This window comes from Streptomyces sp. NPDC006624, assembly GCF_040611555.1.
Taxonomy (GTDB): Bacteria; Actinomycetota; Actinomycetes; order Streptomycetales; family Streptomycetaceae; genus Streptomyces.
Genome location: NZ_JBEXOM010000008.1, coordinates 238,902 through 262,448, shown reverse-complemented (window position 1 = coordinate 262,448; position 23,547 = coordinate 238,902). Strand labels below are relative to the sequence as shown.

Sequence of the window (23,547 nt, the reverse complement as noted above, 5' to 3'; positions counted from 1 at the left end):
GGGAACCCCCGTTCCCCGGGGCCGGCGGCCCGGCGCGCCCTCACGCGTAGCGCAGCTCCCCGGGGCGCACCGAGCGGCGCAGCAGGGGCAGCGAGGTCGCCGCGGCCAGCAGGCAGGCGGCGTACACCGCGACGGGCACCAGGAGCGTCACCCAGGGCACCGGCCGGCCGGCGAGCACGGCGTACCAGACGCCGATGCCCTGGCCGCCCAGGCCCGCGAGCAGGACGGCGGGGGCCAGCGGCAGCGCGGTCTCCAGCAGCAGGGCGCGGCCGAGGACCGCGTGCGGCACCCCGGCGGCGGCCTGCGCGGCCAGGCCGCGGCGGCGGGTGGCCAGGGACTCGGCGGTCCCCACGGCGAGCCCGGACAGGGTGATCGCGAGGGCGACCGCGACGGCGGCGCCGGTGAGGTCCAGGCCGGTGGCGTAGTAGCCCACGTCCCCGCTGAAGTTCCTCTCCTCGCGCACCAGGCCCAGGAGCACCTCGCGGATGCCCAGGAAGCCGGTCCCGGCGAGCGTCACCAGCAGGACCGCCCCGTGGGTGCGCGCGGCCGCCCAGGGGTCGTCGCGCAGCCGCTCCGCGGCGATCAGGGTGGCCGCCGAGCCCGCCCGGGCCGCGAGGAACCGCCCGATCGCCCGCGCCGCGGCCCCGGAGAGCCACACCGCGCCCGCGCCGACCGCGAGGACCACGCCCATCAGCGTCAGCGGCGCTCCGCCGCCCGGCCGGCCGGACCCGCCGGGGGAGGCGGCGAACGCGGTGAGCAGCGCCGTCAGCGCCACGAGCAGCAGCCCGGCCAGGAACAGCAGCCCCGGGCCCCGTCCGGAGCGCGGCCCGACCCGGCGCACCCAGCCGAGCGGCGAGGCCACCACCCGGCGCAGCGCCAGCGCGCCCGCCGCCGCGCCCAGCAGCGGCACGGCCACCGCGACCAGGGCGATGCCCGCCCAGGCCGCCGGGGCGGGCCGGGACCACAGCCGCAGCAGCAGCGGCACGGCGAGGACGACGGCCGCGGCCGAGCCCAGCAGACAGGCCGGCCCGGTCTCCAGCGCGGCGATCCGCCGCACCTGCCACGGCGTCGCCCCGGCCAGCCGCAGCCCGGCCAGCCGCCGGTCGCGGTGCACGGCGCCGATCCGGGCGCACTGCCCCAGGAACCCCAGCACCGGCACGAGCAGGAGCAGCAGGCCGGCGACCACGCCGGAGCGGGTGCCGGGTTCGTCCAGCAGTCCCGCGGCGACGGGCACGTCGGCGCTTCCGCGCACGGCGGCGAGGGCGACCGCGGTCAGGGCGAACCCCGTCGCGAGCGCGGCTCCCGCCGCCGTGAGCGCCACCCGCCACCACTCGCCGCGGTCGGAACCCCGGGTGAGCTGCCAGGCCAGCCGCAGATCGGACCGCAGGGATCCGGTGCCGGCCGGCGGCGGGGAGTCGGGCCCGGTCCTCATGCCGTCACCCCCAGCGGCGCCGGCGCGCCGTCCCGCAGCCGCACTTCCCGGTCCGCGTACGCCGCCACCTGCGCGTCGTGCGTGACCAGCAGCACCGACGTGCCCGACTCGCGGGCCGTGCGCACCAGGCACGTCATGACCTGCTCGGCGGCCAGCGAGTCCAGTGCCCCCGTCGGTTCGTCGGCGAAGACGACCCTCGGGCCCGTGACCAGGGCCCGGGCCAGTGCGGCGCGCTGGGCCTGGCCGCCGCTCATCCCGCCCGGCCGCAGATCGCCCTGCCCGCGCACCCCGAACCGCTCCAGCCACTCACCGGCCAGGGACCGGGCCCGGGCGCGGTCGGTGCCGGCCAGCAGCAGCGGCAGGGCGACGTTGTCCAGCGCCGTCAGCTCGGGGATGAGCTGCCCGAACTGGAACACCACGCCGAACTCGGTGCGGCGCAGCTCGCTCAGCCGCTTCTCGGGCAGCTCCTCCAGACGCCGGCCGTCGTAGGTCACCGAGCCCTCGTCCGGGCGGACGATCCCGGCCAGGCAGTGCAGCAGCGTCGACTTCCCGCTGCCGCTCGGGCCGGTCACGGCGAGGATCTCGCCGGCGCGCAGCGCCAGGGAGACGCCGCGCAGCGCGGGGGTCCTGCCGTGTGCCTTGATCAGGCCGCTCGCCGTGAGAAGCGGCACGGGTTCGCTCATGCTCGGTCGACCTCCGCGGTCAGGGTGGTGAGCCGGGCCGCCGTGGTGTTCATCCAGCGGAGGTCGGCGTCGAGGTGGTTGAGGGCGTAGTCCGCCGAGAGCACGGTCGCCAGGTCCGCGCCCGGGGCGGCCTTCAGGGCGGTGAGTTCGCGCATCCGCTCCATGTGGGCGGCGCGCTGGGCGCCGAGGTACGCGGCCGGGTCGCCGCCGGAGAGGATCGCGACCACGACCTTGGCGAAGATCTCGTTCGTGACGAAGGGCGCGGGCGGTGCGATCTGCCCGGCCCAGCGGGACAGCTCGCGCGTCCCCTCGTCCGTCGAGCGGTACAGGGTCCGCTCCGGCCCGCCGTCCGAGTCGGTGCCCTCGACCTCGGCGAGGCCGTCCCGGACGAGACGCTGCAGGGTCGTGTAGACCTGCCCGTAGGCCAGCGGGCGGGCCTGCGGGAAGCGTTCGTCGTGCCGCCGCTTGAGGTCGTAGCCGTGGCTCGGCCCCGTGGCGAGCAGGCCCAGCAGGATGTGGCGGGTGCTCATGACGATCATTATGCACTGAGTACATGTACTGAGTGAATAGTGGGCGGGAAAAGATCCCCCGCAGATCCGGGGAGCCGCTCCCGTCACTACTCCGTGACGGCGTAGACCTCCGCCGACCACAGCGAGTACCCGTACGCCGTCGCCCGCTTCTCGCCCTGGACGCGCACGAAGCGCACGTCCCGCTCGTCCATGCGGACGCTCTCCCGGCCACCCCGGCCGTCCCGCACCGCGGCCGCCGTACGCCAGCGGCGGCCGTCCGGCGACACCTGGACGCGGTACGCCGAGGGGTGGGCGTCCTGCCAGTGCAGCACGACCCGGCCGAGCCGGGCCGGACGGGGCAGTTCGACCTGCCACCAGGCGCCGTCGTCGACCGGGGAGGACCAGCGGGTCGCCGGGTCGCCGTCGTTCGCCGCCCGCGCCGGGAAGTCCGGCGTCTCGTCGCCCGAGGAACGGGCCGTGCCGGTGCGGGCCAGGTCGGGGCCGCCGGTGGGCGGGAAGGCCCGGACGGTCAGGGAGCGGGCCGCTCCCGCGAAGCGCAGCCGCACGTCGTACGACCGCATCGGCGCGCCACGCTCCACGCTCACCTCGACCGGCACCTCGACGGTCGTGCCGCGCGGCACGGTCAGCCCGCCCTCCGGCACCCTGACCCGCACGCCCTCCGGCGCCTCGACGGTCAGCCCGCCCCGGGCGTCGGCGGGCCGCAGCGAGCCCAGCCGGGCCGTCAGCCGCTCGGTGCGCCCGCTCTCCACGTCCACCCGGTCCCGGTCCAGCCCCAGGGCGGTGGCGGGGGAGTCCGTGAACCAGGGGACGAGATGCCGCAGGCGGGCCGGGGAGGGCCCGGTGACCCGCACCGCGTCCACCAGCCGCCCGGCCGGCAGCCTGACCTCCGTCGCCCCGGATGCGTCCAGCGGGGCCGCCTCCCGCCAGCCCCGCCCCGGCTCGTGCACCTCGACGGCGCCCCGGGTGCCCGGGTCGGTCAGGGCCGTCACGGCCGTGAGGGCACGGGCACGCGGGAAGCGCAGGGTGCGGCCGTCGCCGGGGTTGCGCGGCGGCTCGTGGCCGATGCCCGACCAGTCCGCGTACGCCTTCTGCGCCCGCTGCAGGAAGGGGTCCAGGACGTCCGTGCCGACCTCGGCCCGGGACGACCCCAGCCGGTCCCGCAGCGAGCCGAGCCTGCGGTACGCCGTCCAGGCCGCCGCCGTGTCCCCGGCGCTCTGCGCGTCCAGCATGCCGAGCGCGGCCGTGCCCGCCTCGCCGTAGCGCGCCAGCTGCTCCGACCAGGGCGCGACCTCGGCGCCGAGGCCGGTGCCCGCCAGCCGCCGGGGCAGCTCGCGCAGCACGGTGAAGGCCTGGCGCAGCCGCCGCTCGGCATCTCCGCCGGACCGGGCGCCCCCGGCCGTACGGGACCGCCAGTACGCCTCGGTCAGCGGGCGCAGGTACGCCGACTCCTCGTCGTCCAGGACGGAGGAGGCGTCGTTCCCGGCGAGCGCGGCGATGGCCTGCTCGCGGCTGCGGTCCCCGCCCGCCAGGTCGGCGATCGCGGCCCGCCAGGACTCCCCGGGCCGGTAGGAGCGCGGGTTCCAGGCGTAGTCGGCGGCGGTGAACAGCGGGATGCGGGACGCCTCCGGCTGCTGCATCGCGTTGGCGAGCAGGGCGGCCGAGCCGGTCGCGACGGCCGGCTCACGGCCCCGGTAGGGGCCGAGGAAGACCCGGCCGGGGTCGTAGTCGTTGACCGGGTAGTTGTCCATCGTGACGAGCGGATGCGCGAACGCCTCGCGCGCCTCGGCCAGTTCACGGCCCGTGATGGTGCGGGGCACCACCCCGACGCCGGTCCACGCCACCTCGACGTCCGCGGCCAGGGCGCGCGCCAGGGCCCGCCGGTAGTCGGTCGTGCCGTCCTCGTAGTACTCGGTGGGCATCAGGGACAGCCGGGCGGCGCCCGGATGCCGGTCCGCCAGGTGCCGGGCCACCGCGTTCGCCACCCGCGCCTGCGCCCGCGCGGCCGCCCCGGGGCCGGAGCCGAACCGCTCGGCGTCCTCCTCGCAGTGCCACTCGCTGTAGCTGACGTCCTGGAACTGCAGCTGGAAGGCGCGGAAGCCCAGCGCCCACATCGCGTCGAGCTTCCGGTTCAGCGCCCGCACGTCGGCGTCGGAGGAGAAGCACATCGCCTGGCCCGGGGCCACCGCCCAGGCGGGCGTGACGTGGTTGCGGCGCGCCCGCTCGGCCAGCTCCCGGAACTCCGCCCGCTGCGCCGCCGGGTAGGGCTCACGCCAGCGCGCCTGCCGGTAGAGGTCGTCCCCGGGCGCGTACTGGTAGCGGTTCTGCTTGGTGCGCCCCATGAAGTCGAGCTGCGCCAGCCGCTGGCGGTGCGTCCACGGCGTGCCGTAGAAACCCTCGGTGATCCCGCGTACGGCGGTGCCCGGCCAGTCGCGTACGACGGCCGCCGCGATCGTGCCGTCGGGGCGCGTCAGCTGCCGGAGCGTCTGCACGGCGTGGAACAGGCCGTCCGGGCCGGTGCCGGTGAGGACGACGCCGTCCGCGCCGACGGACAGGTCGTACCCGCCGGAGGGGAGGGCGTGGCGGTCGCCCGGGCGGACGGGCAGCGTCCGCGCGCGCACGGTCAGGGCGCCCGGCCGGGCGGAGTCCGTGATCTGCCGTGCGCCGGCCCGCCGCAGCAGCGCGCGCAGGGCGTCCACGGCGTACGGGTCCGCCTGCGCGTCGGCGATCAGGGCGACCACGTCCGGGACGGCCACCGGGGCGCCGCCCGGGCGCAGGGTCTGCGGGCGCGGCCAGACGGAAAGGCCAGGCGCGGCGGTGTCCGGGACCGGTGCCGCGGTCGCGCCGGGCGGTGCCGGGGCCGCCACCGCGGCGGGCGGCGCGGCGAGGCTTCCGGCGACGACGGCGACCGCGAGAGCCGCCGCCCGCTTCCCGTGCCGCAGTCCCACAGGCCCCTCCGATTGCGTTCGACCGGCGGAACGAGCCCACCACCCGCCCGGTGCGGGTGTCAACGAGAGTGGTCGTTGTGGCCGATTTTGCCGGAATATGGAGGGCGTGGAGGGGAGTGGAATGTGAGCAGGAGCACGATGTCCGGTCCAAGGCGTCTGCCTTCGCGCCGACTGGGTAGGGCTGCGATAACCCTGAAGCCGTACCCGATGAGGAGGCCCCCGTGGCTGCGATGACTTTCCTTCCGCTCCCGGCCCCGTCCAAACCCGTGGCGGACACGTCCGCCGACCTCGACCCGCACTACGACGACCCCCGCTACGACGACCCCCACTACTGCGTCTTCAGCGCCGAGAGCACCTGCGCCGAGCCCCCGCTGACCAGCGAGCCCCCGCTGCCCGACGCCGAGCCCCTCACCAGCGAGCCGCCGCTCGCCGACTCCGCTCCCCTGACCAGCGAGCCCTCCGCCTTCGTCCCCGACTTCACGAGGTCCTAGGAGCCGCTCCGGTGGACCTGCGCGGTGGCGCGACGTCCGGCACGCCCGCCCGCCGCACCGCACCCCCGTCCTTCCGCCCGCAGATCCACCAGAAGGGCCCCTAGATGACCGCACCGCGGCCGGTACCGCCCTCCGAGGACCTGTCCCGCCTCGCCGCCCTGCACGGCGTGGCCACCTCCTACAGCCCCTCCCCGGACCGCACGGTCGCGGCCTCGGCCACCGCGGTCACCCTGGCCCTGGCCGCTCTCGGTGTGGACGCGAGCACCCCGGGCGCGGTCCGGGCCGCGCTCGCCGCCCGTGAGCACGAGCTGGGCACGCGGCTGCTGCCGCCCACCGTCGTCGGCTGGGGCGCGAGCCCCCCGGCGGCCCTGGCCGCCCTGCCCGAGGGCACCCGGCTGCGCATCGAGACCGAGCAGGGCGAGACCCGCGCCTCGGCCGGGCAGCTCCCGCCCGGCGTCCACCGGCTGTCCGCCACCGCCCCCGACGGCCGCACGGCGGACGCCCACCTGATCGTCGCCCCGGACCGCCTGCCCACCCCCTCCGGGCGCTCCTTCGGACTCCTCGTGCAGCTGTACTCGCTGCTGTCCCGCCGCTCCTGGGGCATGGGCGACCTGGGCGACCTCGCCGAACTGGCCGGCTGGGCCGGGCGGTCGCTGGGCGCCGGGTTCGTCCAGGTCAACCCGCTGCACGCGGCCGTGCCCGGCGCCCCCACCGACCCCTCCCCGTACCGCCCCTCCTCGCGCCGCTTCCCCGACCCCGTGCACCTGCGGATCGAGGACATCCCCGAAGCCGCCCACGTCGCGGACCCCGAGCGGCTGCGCACCCTGGTGGAGCGGGCCGGCCGGCTGCGCGACGCCGTGCTGACGCAGGGCGCGCTGATCGACCGGGACGCGGTCTGGGAACTCAAGCGCGAGGCGCTGGAACTGCTCCGCGAGGTGCCCCTCGGGCCCGGCAGGCGCGCCGCCTACTGCGACTTCCTCGCCGAGCAGGGCCAGGCGCTGGAGGACCACGCCACCTGGTGCGCCCTCGCCGAGGTGCACGGCTCCGACTGGCACCGCTGGCCGACCGGGCTGCGCGACCCCCGCTCCGCCGAGACCGCCCGGGCCCGCAACGGCCTGATGGACCGGGTCGACTTCTGGTCCCGGCTCGCCTGGCTCACCGACACCCAGCTCGCCGCCGCCCAGCGCGCCGGACGCGAGGCCGGCATGCCGGTCGGCGTCGTCCACGACCTCGCGGTCGGTGTGCACCCCGGCGGCGCCGACGCCTGGGCGCAGCAGGACCACTTCGCCTCCGGCATGTCGGTCGGCGCCCCGCCGGACGCCTTCAACGCCCGCGGCCAGGACTGGGGCCTGCCCCCGTGGCGCCCCGACCGCCTCGCCGCCTCCGGCTACGCCCCCTTCCGCGAGCTGCTGCGGGCCCTGTTCCGCTACGCCGGGGCGCTGCGCATCGACCACGTCATGGGCCTGTTCCGCCTGTGGTGGGTCCCCCAGGGCCACCCGCCCACGGAGGGCACCTACGTTCGCTACGACGCCGAGGCCATGCTCGCGGTGCTCGTCCTGGAGGCCTCCCGGGCCGGTGCGCCGGTCATCGGCGAGGACCTCGGCACCGTCGAGCCGGGGGTGCGCGAGGCGCTGCGCGAGCGCGGGGTGCTCGGCACGTCCGTGCTGTGGTTCGAACGCGACTGGGAGGGCGACGGCCGCCCGCTGCCCCCCGAGAGCTGGCGCGCCGACTGCCTGGCCACCGCCACCACCCACGACCTGCCCTCCACCGCCGCCCGCCTCACCGGCGAGCACGTCGAACTCCGCGACAGCCTGGGCCTGCTGACCCGCCCGCTTCCGGAGGAACGCGCCGAGGCCGCCGCCGACACGGGGGAGTGGCTGTCGCTGCTGTCCGCCCTCGGCCTGCTGGAGGGCACCGGCGGGGGCGGTGACACGTCCTCGGAGGAGGCGCAGATCCAGGCCGTCCACCGCTTCCTGCTGCGCACGCCCGCCCGCATGATCGGCGTCTGGCTCCCGGACGGCGTCGGCGACCGCCGCCCGCAGAACCTCCCGGGGACCTGGGACCAGTACCCGAACTGGCGCCTGCCGATCGCCGACGCGGAAGGACGCCCCCTGACCCTGGAGGAGCTGGCGGCCTCCCCGCGGCTGCGCGCGCTGATGGAGGTCCTCAGGGAGGGCGGCACCTGAGGCGCGGGCCCCTTACGGCACCCCGGGCGCGCGGCCCCTCGCGGCGTTGGATACGTTGGCACCGTGGACAAGAAGAACGCCCTGCGCGCCGGCGCCCTGGCAGCCGGTACGACGCTGATGATGCTGCTCATGTCGTCCCCCGCCTCCGCGCTGACCCGCGACGACGGTGACGACCCCGGCCCGGGCCTGAGCGTCATCGAGACGCTGGGCCTCTTCGTCGTGGCCCCGATCGTGCTCTACCTGATCATCCACGTACTCGTGATGATCGGTGACAAGTCGCACCAGAAGAAGGACCCGACCAGCTCCAACATCACCACCAAGGCCGGCGCGCAGAGCGAAGCCAAGGCCTGACCCAGGTTCTTCCCGCCGAGGGCGCCGTCGCGGTCACCGCGACGGCGCCCTCGGTGTCGTCAGGGCCGTTCCGTCCCGGCCAGCAGCTCCCGCAGCAGGGCGGCCAGCTGACCGGCCCGTTCGCCGTCGAGGGCGGCCAGCGCCCGGGTCTGCGCGGCCAGTCCCGCCCCGACCGCCTCGTCGACCAGCGCGAGGCCCTTGTCGGTGAGGGTGACGTGCAGTCCGCGCCGGTCGTGCGGGTCGGGTGAGCGGCGCAGCAGGCCCGCCCGCTCCAGCTTGTCCAGCCGGCCCGTCATCCCGCCCGTGGTGAGCATGAGCGTCGCGGACAGCTGCCGCGGTGAGAGCGTGTAGGGCTCGCCGGAGCGGCGCAGCGTCGCCAGGACGTCGAACTCCCCGCGCGAGATCCCGAACGGCGCGTACGCCTGCGTCACCCGCTCCGCCATCGCGTGCGAGATCCGGTTGATCCGGCCGAAGACCTCCATGGCGGTGGTGTCCAGATCGGGCCGGACCCGCGCCCACTGCTCGATGATCGCGTCGACGGGGTCCTGGCGCTGCTCCGGGCGTTCGCTCATGGCACGAGTATCGGCCCCTCTTCGGTCACCCGCAAGAAAGCAGCCGTTAAGCAGCTTGACCGAAAGTTGCTTAGAGCTAAGCTACTTTCTACTGACCTACTTGGAAGGGTGTGCCGCCGTGACCGCCTCCCGCCCCGCCGTCGTCGCCCTCACCGCCCTCGCCCCCGTCTCCTGGGGCACGACCTACGCGGTGACCACCGAGTTCCTCCCGGCGGACCGCCCCCTGTTCACCGCCCTGGTGCGGGCCCTGCCCGCCGGACTGCTGCTGCTCGCCCTCGCCCGGGTGCTGCCGCGCGGCGCGTGGTGGGGGAAGGCGGCGGCGCTCGGCGCGCTCAACATCGGCGCCTTCTTCCCGCTGCTGTTCCTGTCCGCCTACCGGCTGCCCGGCGGTCTCGCGGCGGTCGTCGGCTCGGCCGGGCCGCTGTTCGTGGCGGGGCTGTCGGCGCTGCTGCTCGGGCAGCGGCCCTCGCGGCGCACGCTGCTCACCGGGGCCGTGGCGGCGTTCGGCGTCAGCCTCGTCGTGCTGCGGGCGGCCGGGGCGCTCGACGTGATCGGGCTGCTGGCGGCCCTCGCCTCCACGCTCTCCATGTCCGCCGGCGTGGTCCTCACCCAGCGCTGGGGCCGTCCCGCCGGTGTCGGCCCGCTCGCCCTCACCGCCTGGCAGCTCACCGCGGGCGGCCTGCTCATCGCGCCGCTCGCCTTCCTGGTGGAGGGCGCTCCGCCGGCCCTGGACGGCCGGGCCGTGGGCGGCTACCTCTATCTCGCGCTCGCCAACACGGCCGTCGCGTACTGGCTGTGGTTCCGCGGCATCGGCCGGCTGACCGCCACCCAGGTCACCTTCCTCGGCCCGCTCTCCCCGCTGACCGCGGCCGTCGTCGGCTGGGCGGCGCTCGGGCAGGCGCTGACGCCGCTGCAGCTGGCGGGCATGGCGCTGGCGCTCGGGGCGACGGTGGCGGGGCAGTTCGTCACCCGGGGGCCGCGGCGGGCGGCCGCCGCCCCGGGTGCGGGCGCGGGCTCGGGTGCGCGGGGCCCGGCGGTGGCGGCGGACCCGGCGCTTCGACCGTGAGGCGTGCCGGTCGTCCCGGTCGTCCCGGTCGTCCCGGTCGCAGGAGCGGGGGCCGCGGGACGCACAAGAGTCCCGCGGCCCCCGCTCAGGGAGTCACTCCGCGGCCGCCGCGTCCGCCCGCTGGGCGCGCAGGGCCCGCTCCACGCCCGCGCGGGACTCCGAGACCAGCCGGCGCAGGGCCGCGTTCGGCTCGGCGGAGGCCAGCCAGGCGTCCGTGCGGTCCAGGGTGTCCTGGGAGACCTGGACGGCCGGGTAGAGACCGACGGCGATCTGCTGGGCCATCTCGTGGGAGCGGGACGCCCAGATGTCCTTGACCACCTCGAAGTACCGCTCCGTGTACGGGGCGAGCAGCTCACGCTGGTCGGTCTGGACGAAACCGCCGATGACCGCCTCCTGCAGGGCGTTCGGCAGCTTGTCGGAGTCCACGACCGACGCCCACGCCTCCGCCTTCGCCTCCGGGGTCGGACGGGCCGCCCGGGCCGTGGCCGCGTGGCGCTCGCCGGCGGCGGTGCGGTCACGGTCGTACTCGGCCGCGATCTCCGCCTCGTCGAACCGGCCGACCGCCGCGAGGCGCTGCACGAACGCCCAGCGCAGCTCCGTGTCGACGACCAGGCCCTCGACGGTCTGCGAACCGTCCAGCAGCGCCTCGAGCAGGTCCAGCTGCTCGGGCGTGCGGGCCGTCGCGGCGAAGGCACGCGCCCAGGCCAGCTGGTGGTCGCTGCCCGGTGCCGCCGCCCGCAGATGGGCCAGCGTCGCGTCGGTCCAGCGGGCCAGCAGCGCCTCACGGGCCGCCGGGTCGGCGTACAGGTCGATCGCCAGCTTCACCTGGCGCTGCAGCGACTGCACGACACCGATGTCGGACTCCTTGCCGATGCCGGACAGCACCAGCGACAGGTAGTCGCGGGCCGGCAGTTCGGCGTCGCGGGTCATGTCCCAGGCCGACGCCCAGCACAGGGCCCGTGGCAGGGAGGACTCGAAGTCGCCGAGGTGCTCGGTGACGAAGGCGAGGGACTGCTCGTCCAGGCGGACCTTCGCATAGGACAGGTCGTCGTCGTTGAGCAGCACCACGGCCGGGCGGCGCCTGCCGGCCAGCTGCGGTACGGCGGTCAGCTCGCCGTCCACGTCCAGCTCGATCCGCTCGTCGCGCACCAGCTTGCCGCTCGCCTCGTCCAGCTCGTACAGGCCGACGGCGATCCGGTGCGGACGCAGCGTCGGCTCGCCCTTCGCGCCCGCGGGCAGCGCCGGGGCCTCCTGGCGGATCGCGAAGGAGGTGACGACACCGTCGGCGTCCGTCTCGATCTCCGGGCGCAGCACGTTGATGCCGGCCGTCTGCAGCCACTTCTCCGACCAGGTCTTCAGGTCACGCCCGGAGGTCTCCTCCAGCGCGCCCAGCAGGTCCGACAGTCGCGTGTTGCCGTAGGCGTGGCGCTTGAAGTACGCCTGCACACCCCGGAAGAACTCGTCCATGCCGACGTAGGCGACGAGCTGCTTAAGGACGCTTGCGCCCTTGGCGTAGGTGATGCCGTCGAAGTTGACCAGGACGTCGTCCAGGTCCCGGATCTCCGCCATGATCGGGTGGGTCGACGGCAGCTGGTCCTGCCGGTACGCCCAGGTCTTCATCGAGTTGGCGAAGGTCGTCCAGGCGTGCGGCCACCGGCTCCCGGGCGCGTGCGCCTGGCAGGCGATGGAGGTGTACGTGGCGAACGACTCGTTCAGCCACAGGTCGTTCCACCACTCCATGGTGACGAGGTCGCCGAACCACATGTGGGCCAGCTCGTGCAGCACCGTCTCCGCGCGCACCTCGTACGCCGCGTCCGTCACCTTCGAGCGGAACACGTACTGGTCGCGGATGGTCACCGCGCCCGCGTTCTCCATCGCGCCCGCGTTGAACTCCGGCACGAACAGCTGGTCGTACTTCTTGAACGGGTACGCGTAGTCGAACTTCTCCTGGAACCAGTCGAAGCCCTGGCGGGTCACCTCGAAGAGGGCGTCCGCGTCGAGGTACTCGGCGAGCGAGGGACGGCAGTAGATGCCGAGCGGCACGGACTGGCCGTCCTTCTCGTACACGCTGTGCACGGAGTGGTACGGGCCGACGATCAGCGCCGTGATGTACGTCGAGATGCGCGGCGTCGGCTCGAAGACCCAGACGTTGTCCTGCGGCTCCGGGGTGGGGGAGTTGGAGACGACGGTCCAGCCCTCGGGCGCCTTCACGGTGAACTGGAAGGTCGCCTTGAGGTCCGGCTGCTCGAAGCTCGCGAACACCCGGCGGGCGTCCGGCACCTCGAACTGCGTGTAGAGGTAGGCCTGGTCGTCGACCGGGTCGACGAACCGGTGCAGACCCTCACCGGTGTTGGTGTAGGCGCAGTCGGCGACCACCCGGAGGACGTTGCGGCCGTGGAGCAGCCCGGGCAGGGCGATCCGGGAGTCCGCGAAGACCTCGGCCGGGTCCAGCGAGTCCCCGTTCAGGGTCACCTCGTGCACGGCCGGCGCGACCAGGTCGATGAACGACTCGGCCCCGTTCCCGGCGGTCACGTCGAAGCGCACCGTGGTCACGGACCGGTAGGTGCCGCCCTCCTGCGCGCCGGAGAGGTCGAGCTCGATCTCGTACGAGTCAACGGCGAGCAGCATCGCCCGCTGCTGCGCCTCTTCGCGGGTCAGGTTTGTGCCAGGCACGCGGTCATCTCCTCGTTATGGGTGGGTTGCGCCATCTTTCCACGGCGGATCGGCGTCCGGCGACGACCCGGGCGTCATCGAGGGTTACCCCTAACAAGGCGAGGGTTTCAGGGGGCGCGCACAGCCCCGCAGGCCGCACGGAGGGAACACGACGTCCGGATTCCGCCGGTGCGCGCCCCGCGCGCGGGCGAACCTGACGAGCATGAGGACGACGACGTACACCGCCCGCCCGCTCACCCCGGGCGCCCTGGAGGAACTGCGCACCACCGACGACGCGGGCCGCCCCACGACCGGCGCCACCGACACCGAGGGCGGCGCCCCGCTGCGCTGCTGCCTGCGCCGCAGCGAGCCGGGCGAACGGATCGCCCTGGTCTCCTACGCGCCCCTGCGCCGCTGGGCCGCGGAGACCGGCGCCACACCCGGCGCGTACGACGAACAGGGCCCGGTGTTCATCCACGCGGACCCCTGCGAGGGCCCGCCCGGCGACGCCCCCCTGCCCTTCACCGGCACCCACCGCATCCTCCGCCGCTACTCGGCACGGGGCCACATCCTGGGCGGACGCCTGGTCGGACGCCGGGAGACCGTCGAGCATGCCCTCACGGAAGCATTCGACGACCCGTCCGTGGAGCTCGTCCACGTCCGGGCCGTCGAGTACGGGTGTTTCCTCTACGAGGTGCGCAGGAACTAGCCCTTCAGCTCCGCCGCCACCAGCTCCGCGATCTGCACGGCGTTCAGGGCCGCGCCCTTGCGGAGGTTGTCGTTGGAGACGAAGAGCGCCAGGCCGTTGTCGACCGTCTCGTCGCGGCGGATGCGGCCCACGTAGGACGGGTCCTTGCCGGCGGCCTGGAGGGGGGTCGGGATGTCGGAGAGCTCCACGCCCGGGGCGTCCTTGAGCAGCTCCGTCGCGCGCTCCGGGGAGATCGGGCGGGCGAAGCGGGCGTTGACCTGGAGGGAGTGGCCGGAGAAGACCGGGACGCGCACGCAGGTGCCGGAGACCTTCAGGCCGGGGATCTCCAGGATCTTGCGGGACTCGTTGCGGAGCTTCTGCTCCTCGTCGGTCTCGTTCAGGCCGTCGTCGACGATCGAACCGGCCAGCGGCAGCACGTTGAAGGCGATGGGGCGCTTGTAGACGCCGGGCTCCGGGAAGTCGACCGCCTCACCGTCGTGGGTGAGCTGGTCCGCGTCGGCGACGACCTTCTGCGTCTGGCCGTGCAGCTCGGCCACGCCCGCGAGACCGGAACCGGAGACCGCCTGGTACGTGGCGACGACCAGGGCCTCCAGGCCCGCCTCCTCGTGCAGCGGACGCAGGACCGGCATCGCCGCCATCGTCGTGCAGTTCGGGTTGGCGATGATGCCCTTGGGGCGGTTGCGGATCGCGTGCGGGTTGACCTCGGAGACGACCAGCGGCACCTCGGGGTGCTTGCGCCACGCCGAGGAGTTGTCGATCACCACGGCGCCCTGCGAGGCGACCTTTTCGGCCAGCGCCTTGGACGTGGCACCGCCCGCGGAGAACAGCACGATGTCCAGACCGGTGTAGTCGGCGGTCGCCGCGTCCTCCACCGTCACGCCGTCCAGCTCCGTGCCCGCGGAACGGGCCGAGGCGAACAGGCGCAGCTCGGTGACCGGGAAGTTCCGCTCCGTGAGGATCCTGCGCATGACCGTGCCCACCTGTCCGGTGGCTCCGACGATTCCGACCCTCACGGTGACTCCCTCTCCTGCGTCTCTTCACGTGCTCGTTGCTTGGCCGAGGCTTTTCCATCATGCGGCCGACCACGCCCCGTCTGTCCACTTCTTTGCCCGGTCTGCCCGGAGAGTGGGACGACGGGCCCCGGCCCATGGTTGCGGACCTGCGGTGGCGACCCCGCTGAGCTGCAGGAATTCATCCCGCAAGGGTCGTGCGCCGCAAGCTCGCCTGCCCATGCCGGACCCGGCCACACGGAAGTGTGACGTACGCCTCCGTCCGTCCCGGCGGAAATCCGTCCCGCGGACCGCCGAACGTTCCGGGCCCTGCCGGCGTCGTAGGAGAAACACGGTGAGGGGGGTGGCTTGTGCTGCTGCGCGGAAGGGCCCGGCGCGGCCGGGAGGCGTACGCCGGTGGCGGTGATCCGCTGAGCGGGGCCGATCCGCCGAGCGGGGCCGATCCGCTGGACGCGGCACAGGAGCGCCGGGTGCGGGCGGTGCTCGCGCTGGGCGGCGTGCCGCAGGCGGACCTGCCGGACGGGGTGCAGCAGGTCCGGCTGCGGCTGCTGGAGCGGGCCGCGAGCGGCCGGGAGGCACCGCGGGACGTCTCGGCGTGGGCGGCGGTCGTCGCCTCCAACCTCGCCATGGACTGGCACCGGGCCAAGCGCCGCCAGGAGCGCCTCGGGGAGCGGCTGGCCGCGCTGCGCCAGCCGGCGCACCCCTCCGGCGAGGACAGCAGCGTGCTGTCCGTCGCCGTCGCCCAGGGCCTGGACGAGCTGCCCGACGCCCAGCGCCAGGTCGTCGTCCTGCGCTTCTACGCCGATCTGCCGGTGAAGTCGATCGCCGAGCAGCTCGGCGTCCCGGAGGGCACGGTCAAGAGCCGGCTGCACACCGCGGTACGGGCCCTGCGCGCCCGCCTGCACGAGGACGAGGTGGTGTGACGTGACCGCCGAACACGACGAGGCCGACGCGACGATGGCGGCGATCATCGGTGAACCGCCGGCGGACGAGGCCCTCGCGGACGACGCCTTCCTGGAGGAGTACCGGTCCGCCACCGCCGACGTGGCGGTGCTGCGCGCGCAGCTCGGGCTCATCGGGCGGGCCCTCGCCGGGCCCCCGGGCCCGCCCGCGCCGGACACCGGCGACCGCGCCCGGGTGATCTCCCTGCCGGCCTCCCCGCCCGCGCGGCGCCGCCGGGCCCGGCCCGTGGCCGTCGCCCTGAAGGGACTCGTCGCGGCCGCCGGGGCCTGCGTGGTGCTCGGCACGGGCTGGCTGGCCGTGCAGAGCGGCGGCGTCGGGGCCGGGGACGACCAGGGCGCGCGGTCCGCCGCCGACAGCGCCGCCGGGCGGGCGCAGAGCGGCGAGGACGCCAAGCTCGGTCACGCCGGGTACCTCGCCTGCGCCCGGATCGTCGTCGAGGGCACCGTCGCCGGGGTCGAACCCCTCCCCGGCACCGGCCGGGACCGGATCACCCTCGACGTGGAGCGCTACTACAAGCCGGACCGGGGCGGGAAGCGGATCACCTTCCCCCGGGAGACCGGCGCCGGGCCCCGGCTCGGGGCCGGTGACCACGTCCTCGTCGGCATCCCCGGCGGGCGGGACGAGCCGGACCTGTGGGTCACGGGCGAGCGGGAGGTCGACGGCGCCCGGGCCTGGATCACCGAGGCCCTGCCCGAGTCCCGCACGATCGGCTGCCGGTAGGCCCGCGGGCACGAAAGAGGGCGGGCGCCCCCCTGAGGGGACGCCCGCCCGAGCCGATGCCGCGAACCGCTACGGCACGACCTTCTCGATCTTCACGCTGCCCAGGCCCGCGACCGTGCCGCGCGCGTTGACCAGCTGGACCTGACCGAAGAACTCACGGCCCTCGGGAGCGGCCGCCGTGGCGGTGACGCTGGCCGAGACCGTCGCCGAGTCGCCCGTGCCGAGCTTCACCGGCGCCGCACCGTCGACGCTCACACTGCCGAGCGAGGCGGAGAAGAACACGTCCAGGTAGTCGTACGCGGTGGTGCCGGCCGGCACGCCGTAGCCGACGACCTCGACCGTGTAGGTGCCGGCGGCCGGGGAGGGCACGGAGACCGACTCCTCCGAGTCACCGTCGGCGGAGCTGCCGACCTGCTTGCCGTCGGCGTCGTAGACCGCCAGGTCCAGGTCGGCCGCGGTGTCCGAGACGTTGCCGATGCTCACGTCCAGGGACTTCGCGCCCGCGGGCACCTCGACCGTCGTGGTCTGCGTCTCGCCCTGCTTGATCGACGGGCGGGCCGCCTTGGAGGAGCCGAGCGGGCCGCCGACCAGCTTGCCGTCGATCGCGGCGAAGCCGTTCGTCACCTTCCAGGAGGCGGCGGCCGGCGTGCCGACCTTCGCCTCGGGCACGGTCACGGTCTCCGGGTCGAAGGCCGCGCCGAGGACGGCGACGTCCAGCTTGAACGGGTTGTCCAGCAGCGGCGACGTCCGGCGCGACTCGACCTCGATCTCCCACACGCCCGGCTGCGGGTTCGCGTACGAACGCAGGTCGGGGCGGCAGGTGTTGGCCGGGTTGGCGTAGTTCGGGTAGCAGTTGATCGTCGACGTCGGGTCGGCCGGGACGCCGTACGGGTGGATGGAGATGAACCGGGTCTGGCTCTTGTCCTTCAGCCCGCTCATCGCGACCTCGAGCGACTTCGCGCCCTCGGGGACGGTGACGAAGTAGTGCTTGGAGCTGTTGCGCTGCACCGAACCCTGCGCCGCGAAGGTGTACTTCAGCGGCTCGGAGACGACCACCGTGTTCAGGACCTGACGGTCGATGCCCTCGGTCCTCGGGTCGTCGACCTCCAGGATCGCGCTCTTGATGCCCGCGGACCTCGGAGCGGCCTGGACCCTGACGGTCACCGGCTTGTTCAGCGGCAGCTTCACCTCGTCGGAGCCGACGACACGGAACGTGCGGCCCGCGTTGTTCTCGAAGTGCAGCTCGTGCCGGATCGCCTTGTCGGCGCCGGACGTACGGGTGATCGTGACCTCGTAGGTCTTCTTCTGACCGGCCTTCAGGCCGCCCTCACGGTCGTACAGGCCGGTGCCGAAGCCCGGGGTCTTCAGGAACTGGTCGATCGCGGTGTCGACCGGCGCCTTGACCGTGTAGCCGTGCGAGGTGGCGCCGTCGCGGATGGCGTCCCAGGCGTCCTCGATGTTCATCAGGCCCGCGCCCTCCTCGTACGCCTGCACACCCTTGATGTGGTCGGCGGTCGAGGTGAGGGCCGTGCGCAGGGTCGCCGGCGTGAGGTCGATCTTCTTCTGCTTGGCGGCCGAGATCAGCAGCGCCGAGGCACCGGCGGCCTGCGGGGACGCCATCGAGGTGCCCTGCAGCATGCCGTAGCCGGCCGGCAGGGAGTAGCCCGCCTCGGCGACCGGGGCGCCCGGCAGCCAGGTCTGGATGGTGTTGACCGAGGCACCCGGGGCGACCAGGGTCGGGGTGAAGCCGCCGTCCTCACGCGGGCCGCGCGAGGAGAACGGCATCATCGCGTACTTCTTCTCCACGGCCGAGCCGTAGTTGGCGGCCCAGGTCTCCTTGGAGACGGACGCGCCGACCGAGATGACCTTGTCGGCCAGGGCCGGGTCGCCGATGGTGTTGGCGCCGGGGCCGGAGTTGCCCGCGGAGATCACGAGCTGGACGCCGTAGGTGTCGATGAGGCGCGTGTACAGCTCGGCGCGCGCGTTGTTGCCGTCGTTCAGCGCCGGCAGACCGCCGATCGACATGTTGACGATGTCGACGCCGCGCTTGGTGACGAGGTCGATCATGCCCTCGGTGAGCGCCACGTTGGTGCAGCCGCCCGACCAGGTGCAGGCACGGGAGGAGACCAGCTTGGCGCCGGGCGCGGCACCGTTCATCTCGCCGCCGAACAGCCCGTTGGCGGCGGTGATGCCGGCGACGTGCGTGCCGTGCTCGGACTCGATGACGCCGATGTTGACGAAGTCGGACTTCTTGCCGACCCAGGAGCCGCCCAGCGGGTCCATCGGGACGTCCTTGCGGATCTCCACGACGAACGGCTGCCGCTCGGCGACGTCGGTCTTCGGGTCGTCGGTGCCGAACCACCCGATCTGGAAGCCGTCCTTGTACGGCTTCATCGGGGTGTCGTCACCGAAGTCGTTGTTGTTGTTCAGGTCGACCCGGACCGTGCCGGCCGCGGCGTCGTAGAGCACGCCCCAGACGTCGGTGGTGTCGCCGTCGCGGTTGGCGTCGCCCTTGGCGTCACCGCCGGTGGTGAACGACTCCCGGAAGAGGCTGACGGAGTACGAGCCCGCCGGCGCCTTCCAGGACTGGCCCTGGTAGGTGAAGTCCGTGCCGGACACGGCCGTCACCATCGGGCGCCAGGTGGAGTCGCCGTCCACGAGCGGGTCCGTCGCCGTCACCCAGTCGACGATCTTCCGCTCGCCGGTGGTGGTCTTCTGCAGCGCCGGGTGGCCGAGGTCCACGCCGGAGTCCAGGATGCCGATGGTGACACCGCGGCCGTCGGCCTTCGGGTGGTCCTCGACGAAGTCGACCGCGCCCGTCTCGAACGACGGGTTGTACGGGTTCTCCGCCGGGGTCTTCTTGCCGGGCGCCGGGTAGCCGCCCGTCGCCTTGGCGCCCTTGGCGGCGTCCGCGCTCGGCGTCGGGTCGTCCAGCGGGATCTCCTCGCGCAGGTCGATGCCGTGCACGGAGGAGAGCTTGGTGGCGGCCGCGATGGCCGAGTCCGCCCGGGAGGTCGGGACCGTGGCGCGGACGTACCCCAGCTTGTCGTCGGCCCGGCCCACCGAGCCGCCCTTGACGGCGTCGAGCTGCCCGGCGACCTGCTCGGTCTGCCCGGGAGCGGTGGCGATCATCATCGTGACCGTCTTGTCGCCGTCGGCCTTGGCCTCCGCGAGCAGGTCCGCGTCGTCCGAACCGAGCTTGTCGTGCGCGGCCTTGACGTCGGGGTCGGCGGGGACGGAGGCGCCCGGCCCGTCGGCCGCGAAGGCCAGGGGGACCGGCGCGGCCGCGCAGAGCGCGGCGACGAGACCGGCGGCGACGGCGATACGTGCCGAGCGTCTGGCGCCCGATATCGGATCGCGGGGGGTGGGAGGGGTCATCGGCATCCCTTGTGAGTAAAGGAACGAGCAGTAAGCGACCGGGGTCGGTCGGTCCTGGTCGCATCGGTCCGAAAACGGCCCGGACGATCGCACAGCCTTACGCAAGGGGAAGTTCTTTGGGGAGGGTTGACCGAAACGAAATGGATGTATGGGGAAAACCCCCGATGCGTTTTGCGGGTATCGGTCCGGAAGGCGGCGAAATCGGTTAACGTCCCGGAGTGCGACGGAAGTTGAGGGTGGCGGCCTACGCCATATGCGTCCGGGACGGACAGATCCTGCTCGCCCGCTCACCCGCTGAGGACGGCACCCCCGAGTGGGTCGTGCCCGGCGGCGGCATGGAACACGGCGAGGACCCCTACGACACCGTGCGCCGCGAGGTGGAGGAGGAGACCGGCTACCGCATCGAGGTGACCGGACTGCTCGGCGTGGACTCCTCCCGTCGCGTCCTGCGCGACCGATTCGGACGCACCGTCGACCACCACGGCGTGCGGCTCGTCTACGAGGGCCGGGTCACCGGCGGCGAACTGCGCTACGAGGTGGGCGGCTCCACCGACCTCGCCGCCTGGCACGCCCTGGACGCCGTGCCCGGTCTCACCCGGGTGCCGCTGGTCGACACCGCGCTGCGGCTGTGGCGGGAGCGGCCGGTCACGGGCCGGCCGGCCGGCGCCCTGGAGCAGGGGCGCTACCCCGGCAGATGAACGCCGCGTGACCGCCTCCGGGCGGCTTCGGGAGCGGGCGGCGACACGCGGGGTGGCCCAAGATCCACGTTCGGTGATCGGCGCTGCCCGTTGCCGCCGCGTTCACGCCCGGGTCATCCCCGGTGCCAACGATCCAGTACGAGCGGGACGTTCGCGAGACGAACGCCCCGCGACACTGCCGACGCGTTCGCACTCGGGGAGAGAAGCGCATGTCGCGCACACGCTCAGCCGCCGGCTCAGGCCAGGGCATCCACCGTCGTTCCGTCCTCGCCGCCACCGGGGCGGTCGCCCTGTCCGGGGGTGCCGGCTACGCCCTGCGGCCCAGCGACAGCCAGGCCGCCACGGCCGGCGAGACCACCGCGGCCGTGGCCGCCTCCTCCCGGCGGGCACCGGCCGCCCCCCTCGCCCCCTACACCCGGGGCACGACCCTCGCCGGCGTCGCCACCCCGCGCGGCGGCTCCGGATACCGGCGCCTGGGCGACGGGCCCGGCTGGCGCCGGGTCGTGCGCTCCGAGCTGGCGGCGCCCAAGTCCGGCCGCGCCGGGCGCCGTACCGCCCTCGCCGCCTTCGTGCAGCTCACCGACCTGCACATCATCGACGCCCAGCACCCGCTGCGCCTGGAGTACCTGCGCTCGGCCGACGTGCACGCCTGGCGGCCGCAGGAGGCCCTCACCGTGCAGGGCGCCATCGCGCTCGTGGAGCGGATCAACGCGCTGCGCGGAGCCCCCGTCACCGGCGCCCCGCTGCACTTCGCCATGACCACCGGCGACAACACGGACAACAACGCCAAGTCCGAGCTGGAGTGGTTCCTGAAGGTCATGAGCGGCGGCCGCATCACGCCGAACACCGGTGACCCGCGCCGCTACGAGGGCGTGCAGAACAGCGGCCTGCCGCTGTACTGGCAGCCGGACGCCGCCGTCCGCGACCGCGACAAGCAGGCCGGTTTCCCCCGCCTCGAAGGCTTCCTGAAGGCCGCCGTCCGCGAGGTGCGCAGCCCGGGCCTCAACCTGCCCTGGTACTCCACCGTCGGCAACCACGACTCCCTGCCGATGGGCTGCTACGCCTCGCACGGCGACTCCTACCTCACCGAACTGGCCGTCGGCGGGCGGAAGCTGATGAGCGTCCCGGCGGCCGAGGCGCAGCGGCTGCAGACCCTCATCAAGAAGGCCCGGGACCCCGAGGGCGTCCGCTGGCACGAGTTCCTCACCGCGCACGCCCGTTCCATGCGCCCGGTCACGCCCGACGAGAGCCGCGCCCCCTTCACCCCCGCCGAGTACCTCCGGGCGCACCTGGACCCGGCCCACCGGGGCGTGGGCCCGGTCGGCCACGGCTACTCCTCGGCCAACCTCGACGCGGGCACGCAGTACTACTCGTTCCGGATCTCCGACGACGTCATCGGCATCAGCCTGGACTCCACCGACCCGGCCGGCCACTACGAGGGTTCGCTCGGCACGGCCCAGCTGCGCTGGCTCGACCGGACACTGCGGCTGAACAAGGACTCCTGGGCGGTGGTCTTCAGCCACCACACCAGCAAGACGATGACCAACCTGCGCCGCGACCCGGCCCGGCCCGGCGAGCGGCGGCACGACGGCCAGGAGGTCCTGGCCCTGCTCGCCGGCCACCGCAACGTGCTCGCCTGGGTGAACGGCCACATCCACAAGAACGTCATCACCCCGCACTCCGCGTCCGGCGGCCGCTCCTTCTGGGAGATCTCCACCGCCTCGCACGTCGACTTCCCGCAGCTGGCCCGGATCGTCGAGCTGACCGACAACAAGGACGGCACGCTCTCGCTGTTCACCACGCTGGTGGAGTCCTCGGCCCCGCACCGCACGGACTTCGCGGACCTGTCCCAGACGGGTCTGGCGTCCCTCTACCGCGAGCTGTCCCTCAACGCCCCCGGCGCCCGCACGACCCTCGCCGGCGACCCGGAGGACCGCAACACCGAGCTGGTGCTGAAGAAGGGCTGAGTGCCACCGACCGCCCTGGCAGGACGGGGCCGCCGGCACCCCGGCGGCCCCTTCGCTCCCCTCTCGCTCACTACCGCGGCAGCACCACCACATGCGCGGCCGGATCGCGGTCCGCCGACGCCATCAGCGCCGTGCGGATCACCGTCGCCTGCTGTTCGGGGCAGTCGCGCAGCTTGCGCGGTGTGATGTGGACGACCGTGATGCCCAGCCGCTCCAGGTGCTCGCGCTTGCGGGCGTACTCGGACCACAGGGTGTCGTCGTCCTGCCGGGGCGCCCGGGTGTCCAGTTCGAGCGCGACGGCCTGCTCGGGCCAGTACGCGTCCAGGCCGCCGAGATAGGGGCCGCCGGGCAGGCGCAGGTCCACGTTCCATACCGGGTCGGGCAGGTCGAACGCGCGGACCATCCGGTACAGGCGGTCCTCCGCGATCACCCGGCCCTCGGCCAGCAGGGAGTCCACCGCGTCAAGCACGTGCGGGCGGTTCAGCAGCCGCGCCTCGGTGAGCTCCCGGACCACCGAGGCCGGGTCGCAGTGGGCGCCGCGGACCGCCTCCGTCATCAGGCGGCGCACGACGACCGCGTCCGACAGCCCGGCCACCGCGTCGGCCAGCGCGCGGGCCACCGGGGCCACGGGCAGGCCCGTGACCTGCTCGGGCGCGGGCAGCACCGGCGTGCGCACGATGCGCGCGCAGCCGGTCGAGCGCAGCCGGCGCAGCCGCGGCACCAGGACGTCGATCACGTCAAGCGACGGCAGCGGGGGAGTGCAGGAGAAGCCGTGCAGCGTCAGCGCCGCCAGGCCCGTGATCATCGCCTCCGGGTAGGCGGCGACGTGCGGTCCCTCCGCGCCGGGCTGGGCCGGGACCGCGGTGGCGCGCTCGCGCGCCGCGTACATCAGCACCGCGTGCAGCCGTTCCTCGCTGGTCGGCGGGCCCGGGTGGAGCAGGACCACGCCCGGCAGGAGCTGCTGCCAGGGGCCGCCGGAGCGGCACTGGCCGTTCGCCTCGGCGGCGGAGACGCCGTGGGAGCGGAGCTGGGCCGTGGTCATCACGCGGGGCCGGCCCGCACCGGCCACCTCGTGCGGGGGACGGGGGGTGAGTGGGGGGTTGTAGGTCATGCCCCGCAATTTCCCGTGTCCGGGCCGTTCTTGAACCGCTGTTACAGGTCCGTCGACAAAGACGGACAACGCGGCACTAAAGG

18 protein-coding genes are annotated in these 23,547 nt (G+C 74.3%); 9 read left to right on the top strand and 9 right to left on the bottom strand.

The genetic code is table 11. From position 1 onward, the window contains the following. Window positions 1–40: 40 nt before the first annotated feature. The 4 genes from ABZY20_RS18055 to ABZY20_RS18040 form a co-directional block, all read right to left on the bottom strand. Complete coding sequence (locus ABZY20_RS18055; protein ID WP_356442501.1) at window positions 41–1,432, bottom strand: FtsX-like permease family protein; 1,392 nt, start codon at window positions 1,430–1,432, stop codon at window positions 41–43. Continuing rightward, complete coding sequence (locus ABZY20_RS18050) at window positions 1,429–2,115, bottom strand: ABC transporter ATP-binding protein (protein WP_356442500.1); 687 nt, start codon at window positions 2,113–2,115, stop codon at window positions 1,429–1,431. Before ABZY20_RS18050 ends, ABZY20_RS18055 begins: the two co-directional genes overlap by 4 nt. Further along, window positions 2,112–2,645, bottom strand: coding sequence for a PadR family transcriptional regulator (locus ABZY20_RS18045; RefSeq protein WP_356442499.1), 534 nt, complete (start codon window positions 2,643–2,645; stop codon window positions 2,112–2,114). The genes ABZY20_RS18050 and ABZY20_RS18045 overlap by 4 nt, the downstream gene beginning before the upstream one ends. A gap of 86 nt (window positions 2,646–2,731) precedes the next feature. After that, the gene (locus tag ABZY20_RS18040) at window positions 2,732–5,590 is read right to left on the bottom strand and encodes a beta-N-acetylglucosaminidase domain-containing protein (RefSeq protein WP_356442498.1); all 2,859 of its coding nucleotides are present in this window, start codon (window positions 5,588–5,590) and stop codon (window positions 2,732–2,734) included. Window positions 5,591–5,811: 221 nt separating this feature from the next. Here ABZY20_RS18040 and ABZY20_RS18035 point away from each other — a divergent pair, with 221 nt between their 5' ends. The 3 genes from ABZY20_RS18035 to ABZY20_RS18025 all read left to right on the top strand — a co-directional run bounded on the left by ABZY20_RS18035 (window position 5,812) and on the right by ABZY20_RS18025 (window position 8,618). Beyond that, entirely contained in the window at window positions 5,812–6,081 is a 270-nt protein-coding gene (locus tag ABZY20_RS18035) for a hypothetical protein (protein ID WP_356442497.1), read from the top strand. Window positions 6,082–6,185: 104 nt separating this feature from the next. Beyond that, entirely contained in the window at window positions 6,186–8,267 is a 2,082-nt protein-coding gene (gene malQ / locus ABZY20_RS18030) for a 4-alpha-glucanotransferase (protein ID WP_356442496.1), read from the top strand. A gap of 63 nt (window positions 8,268–8,330) precedes the next feature. Further along, a complete protein-coding gene (locus ABZY20_RS18025; RefSeq protein WP_356442495.1) occupies window positions 8,331–8,618 on the top strand; it encodes a hypothetical protein in 288 nt (95 codons plus the stop codon). Between the two features lie 59 nt (window positions 8,619–8,677). Here ABZY20_RS18025 and ABZY20_RS18020 read toward each other — a convergent pair whose 3' ends face one another. Further along, window positions 8,678–9,190, bottom strand: a complete 513-nt coding sequence (locus ABZY20_RS18020; protein WP_356442494.1) for a MarR family transcriptional regulator — start codon at window positions 9,188–9,190, stop codon at window positions 8,678–8,680. A gap of 118 nt (window positions 9,191–9,308) precedes the next feature. On the opposite strand from ABZY20_RS18020, the gene ABZY20_RS18015 reads away from it, so the two are divergent. After that, the gene (locus tag ABZY20_RS18015) at window positions 9,309–10,256 is read left to right on the top strand and encodes an EamA family transporter (RefSeq protein ID WP_356442493.1); all 948 of its coding nucleotides are present in this window, start codon (window positions 9,309–9,311) and stop codon (window positions 10,254–10,256) included. 93 nt (window positions 10,257–10,349) lie between these two features. Here ABZY20_RS18015 and pepN read toward each other — a convergent pair whose 3' ends face one another. Beyond that, window positions 10,350–12,929, bottom strand: a complete 2,580-nt coding sequence (pepN, locus tag ABZY20_RS18010) for an aminopeptidase N (RefSeq protein ID WP_356442492.1) — start codon at window positions 12,927–12,929, stop codon at window positions 10,350–10,352. A 202-nt stretch (window positions 12,930–13,131) separates the two neighbouring features. Here pepN and ABZY20_RS18005 point away from each other — a divergent pair, with 202 nt between their 5' ends. Then, window positions 13,132–13,617 carry a DUF1203 domain-containing protein gene (locus ABZY20_RS18005; protein ID WP_356442491.1) on the top strand — a complete coding sequence of 162 codons (486 nt, stop codon included), beginning with the start codon at window positions 13,132–13,134 and terminating at the stop codon, window positions 13,615–13,617. On the opposite strand, the gene ABZY20_RS18000 is transcribed toward ABZY20_RS18005, so the two are convergent. Next, window positions 13,614–14,630, bottom strand: a complete 1,017-nt coding sequence (locus ABZY20_RS18000; RefSeq protein ID WP_356442490.1) for an aspartate-semialdehyde dehydrogenase — start codon at window positions 14,628–14,630, stop codon at window positions 13,614–13,616. The genes ABZY20_RS18005 and ABZY20_RS18000 overlap by 4 nt on opposite strands. 407 nt (window positions 14,631–15,037) lie before the next feature. On the opposite strand from ABZY20_RS18000, the gene ABZY20_RS17995 reads away from it, so the two are divergent. Continuing rightward, the gene (locus ABZY20_RS17995) at window positions 15,038–15,550 is read left to right on the top strand and encodes a sigma-70 family RNA polymerase sigma factor (RefSeq protein ID WP_356442555.1); all 513 of its coding nucleotides are present in this window, start codon (window positions 15,038–15,040) and stop codon (window positions 15,548–15,550) included. Between the two features lies 1 nt (window position 15,551). Further along, complete coding sequence (locus tag ABZY20_RS17990) at window positions 15,552–16,310, top strand: hypothetical protein (RefSeq protein ID WP_356442489.1); 759 nt, start codon at window positions 15,552–15,554, stop codon at window positions 16,308–16,310. Between the two features lie 69 nt (window positions 16,311–16,379). Here ABZY20_RS17990 and ABZY20_RS17985 read toward each other — a convergent pair whose 3' ends face one another. Continuing rightward, on the bottom strand, window positions 16,380–19,688 hold the full coding sequence (locus tag ABZY20_RS17985) for a S8 family serine peptidase (RefSeq protein ID WP_356442488.1): 3,309 nt from the start codon (window positions 19,686–19,688) through the stop codon (window positions 16,380–16,382). 218 nt (window positions 19,689–19,906) lie between these two features. Here ABZY20_RS17985 and ABZY20_RS17980 point away from each other — a divergent pair, with 218 nt between their 5' ends. After that, entirely contained in the window at window positions 19,907–20,386 is a 480-nt protein-coding gene (locus ABZY20_RS17980) for an NUDIX hydrolase (RefSeq protein WP_356442487.1), read from the top strand. Between the two features lie 209 nt (window positions 20,387–20,595). Next, on the top strand, window positions 20,596–22,353 hold the full coding sequence (locus ABZY20_RS17975) for a TIGR03767 family metallophosphoesterase (protein WP_356442486.1): 1,758 nt from the start codon (window positions 20,596–20,598) through the stop codon (window positions 22,351–22,353). Between the two features lie 70 nt (window positions 22,354–22,423). Here ABZY20_RS17975 and ABZY20_RS17970 read toward each other — a convergent pair whose 3' ends face one another. Continuing rightward, complete coding sequence (locus ABZY20_RS17970) at window positions 22,424–23,464, bottom strand: hypothetical protein (protein WP_356442485.1); 1,041 nt, start codon at window positions 23,462–23,464, stop codon at window positions 22,424–22,426. Between the last annotated feature and the right edge of the window lie 83 nt (window positions 23,465–23,547).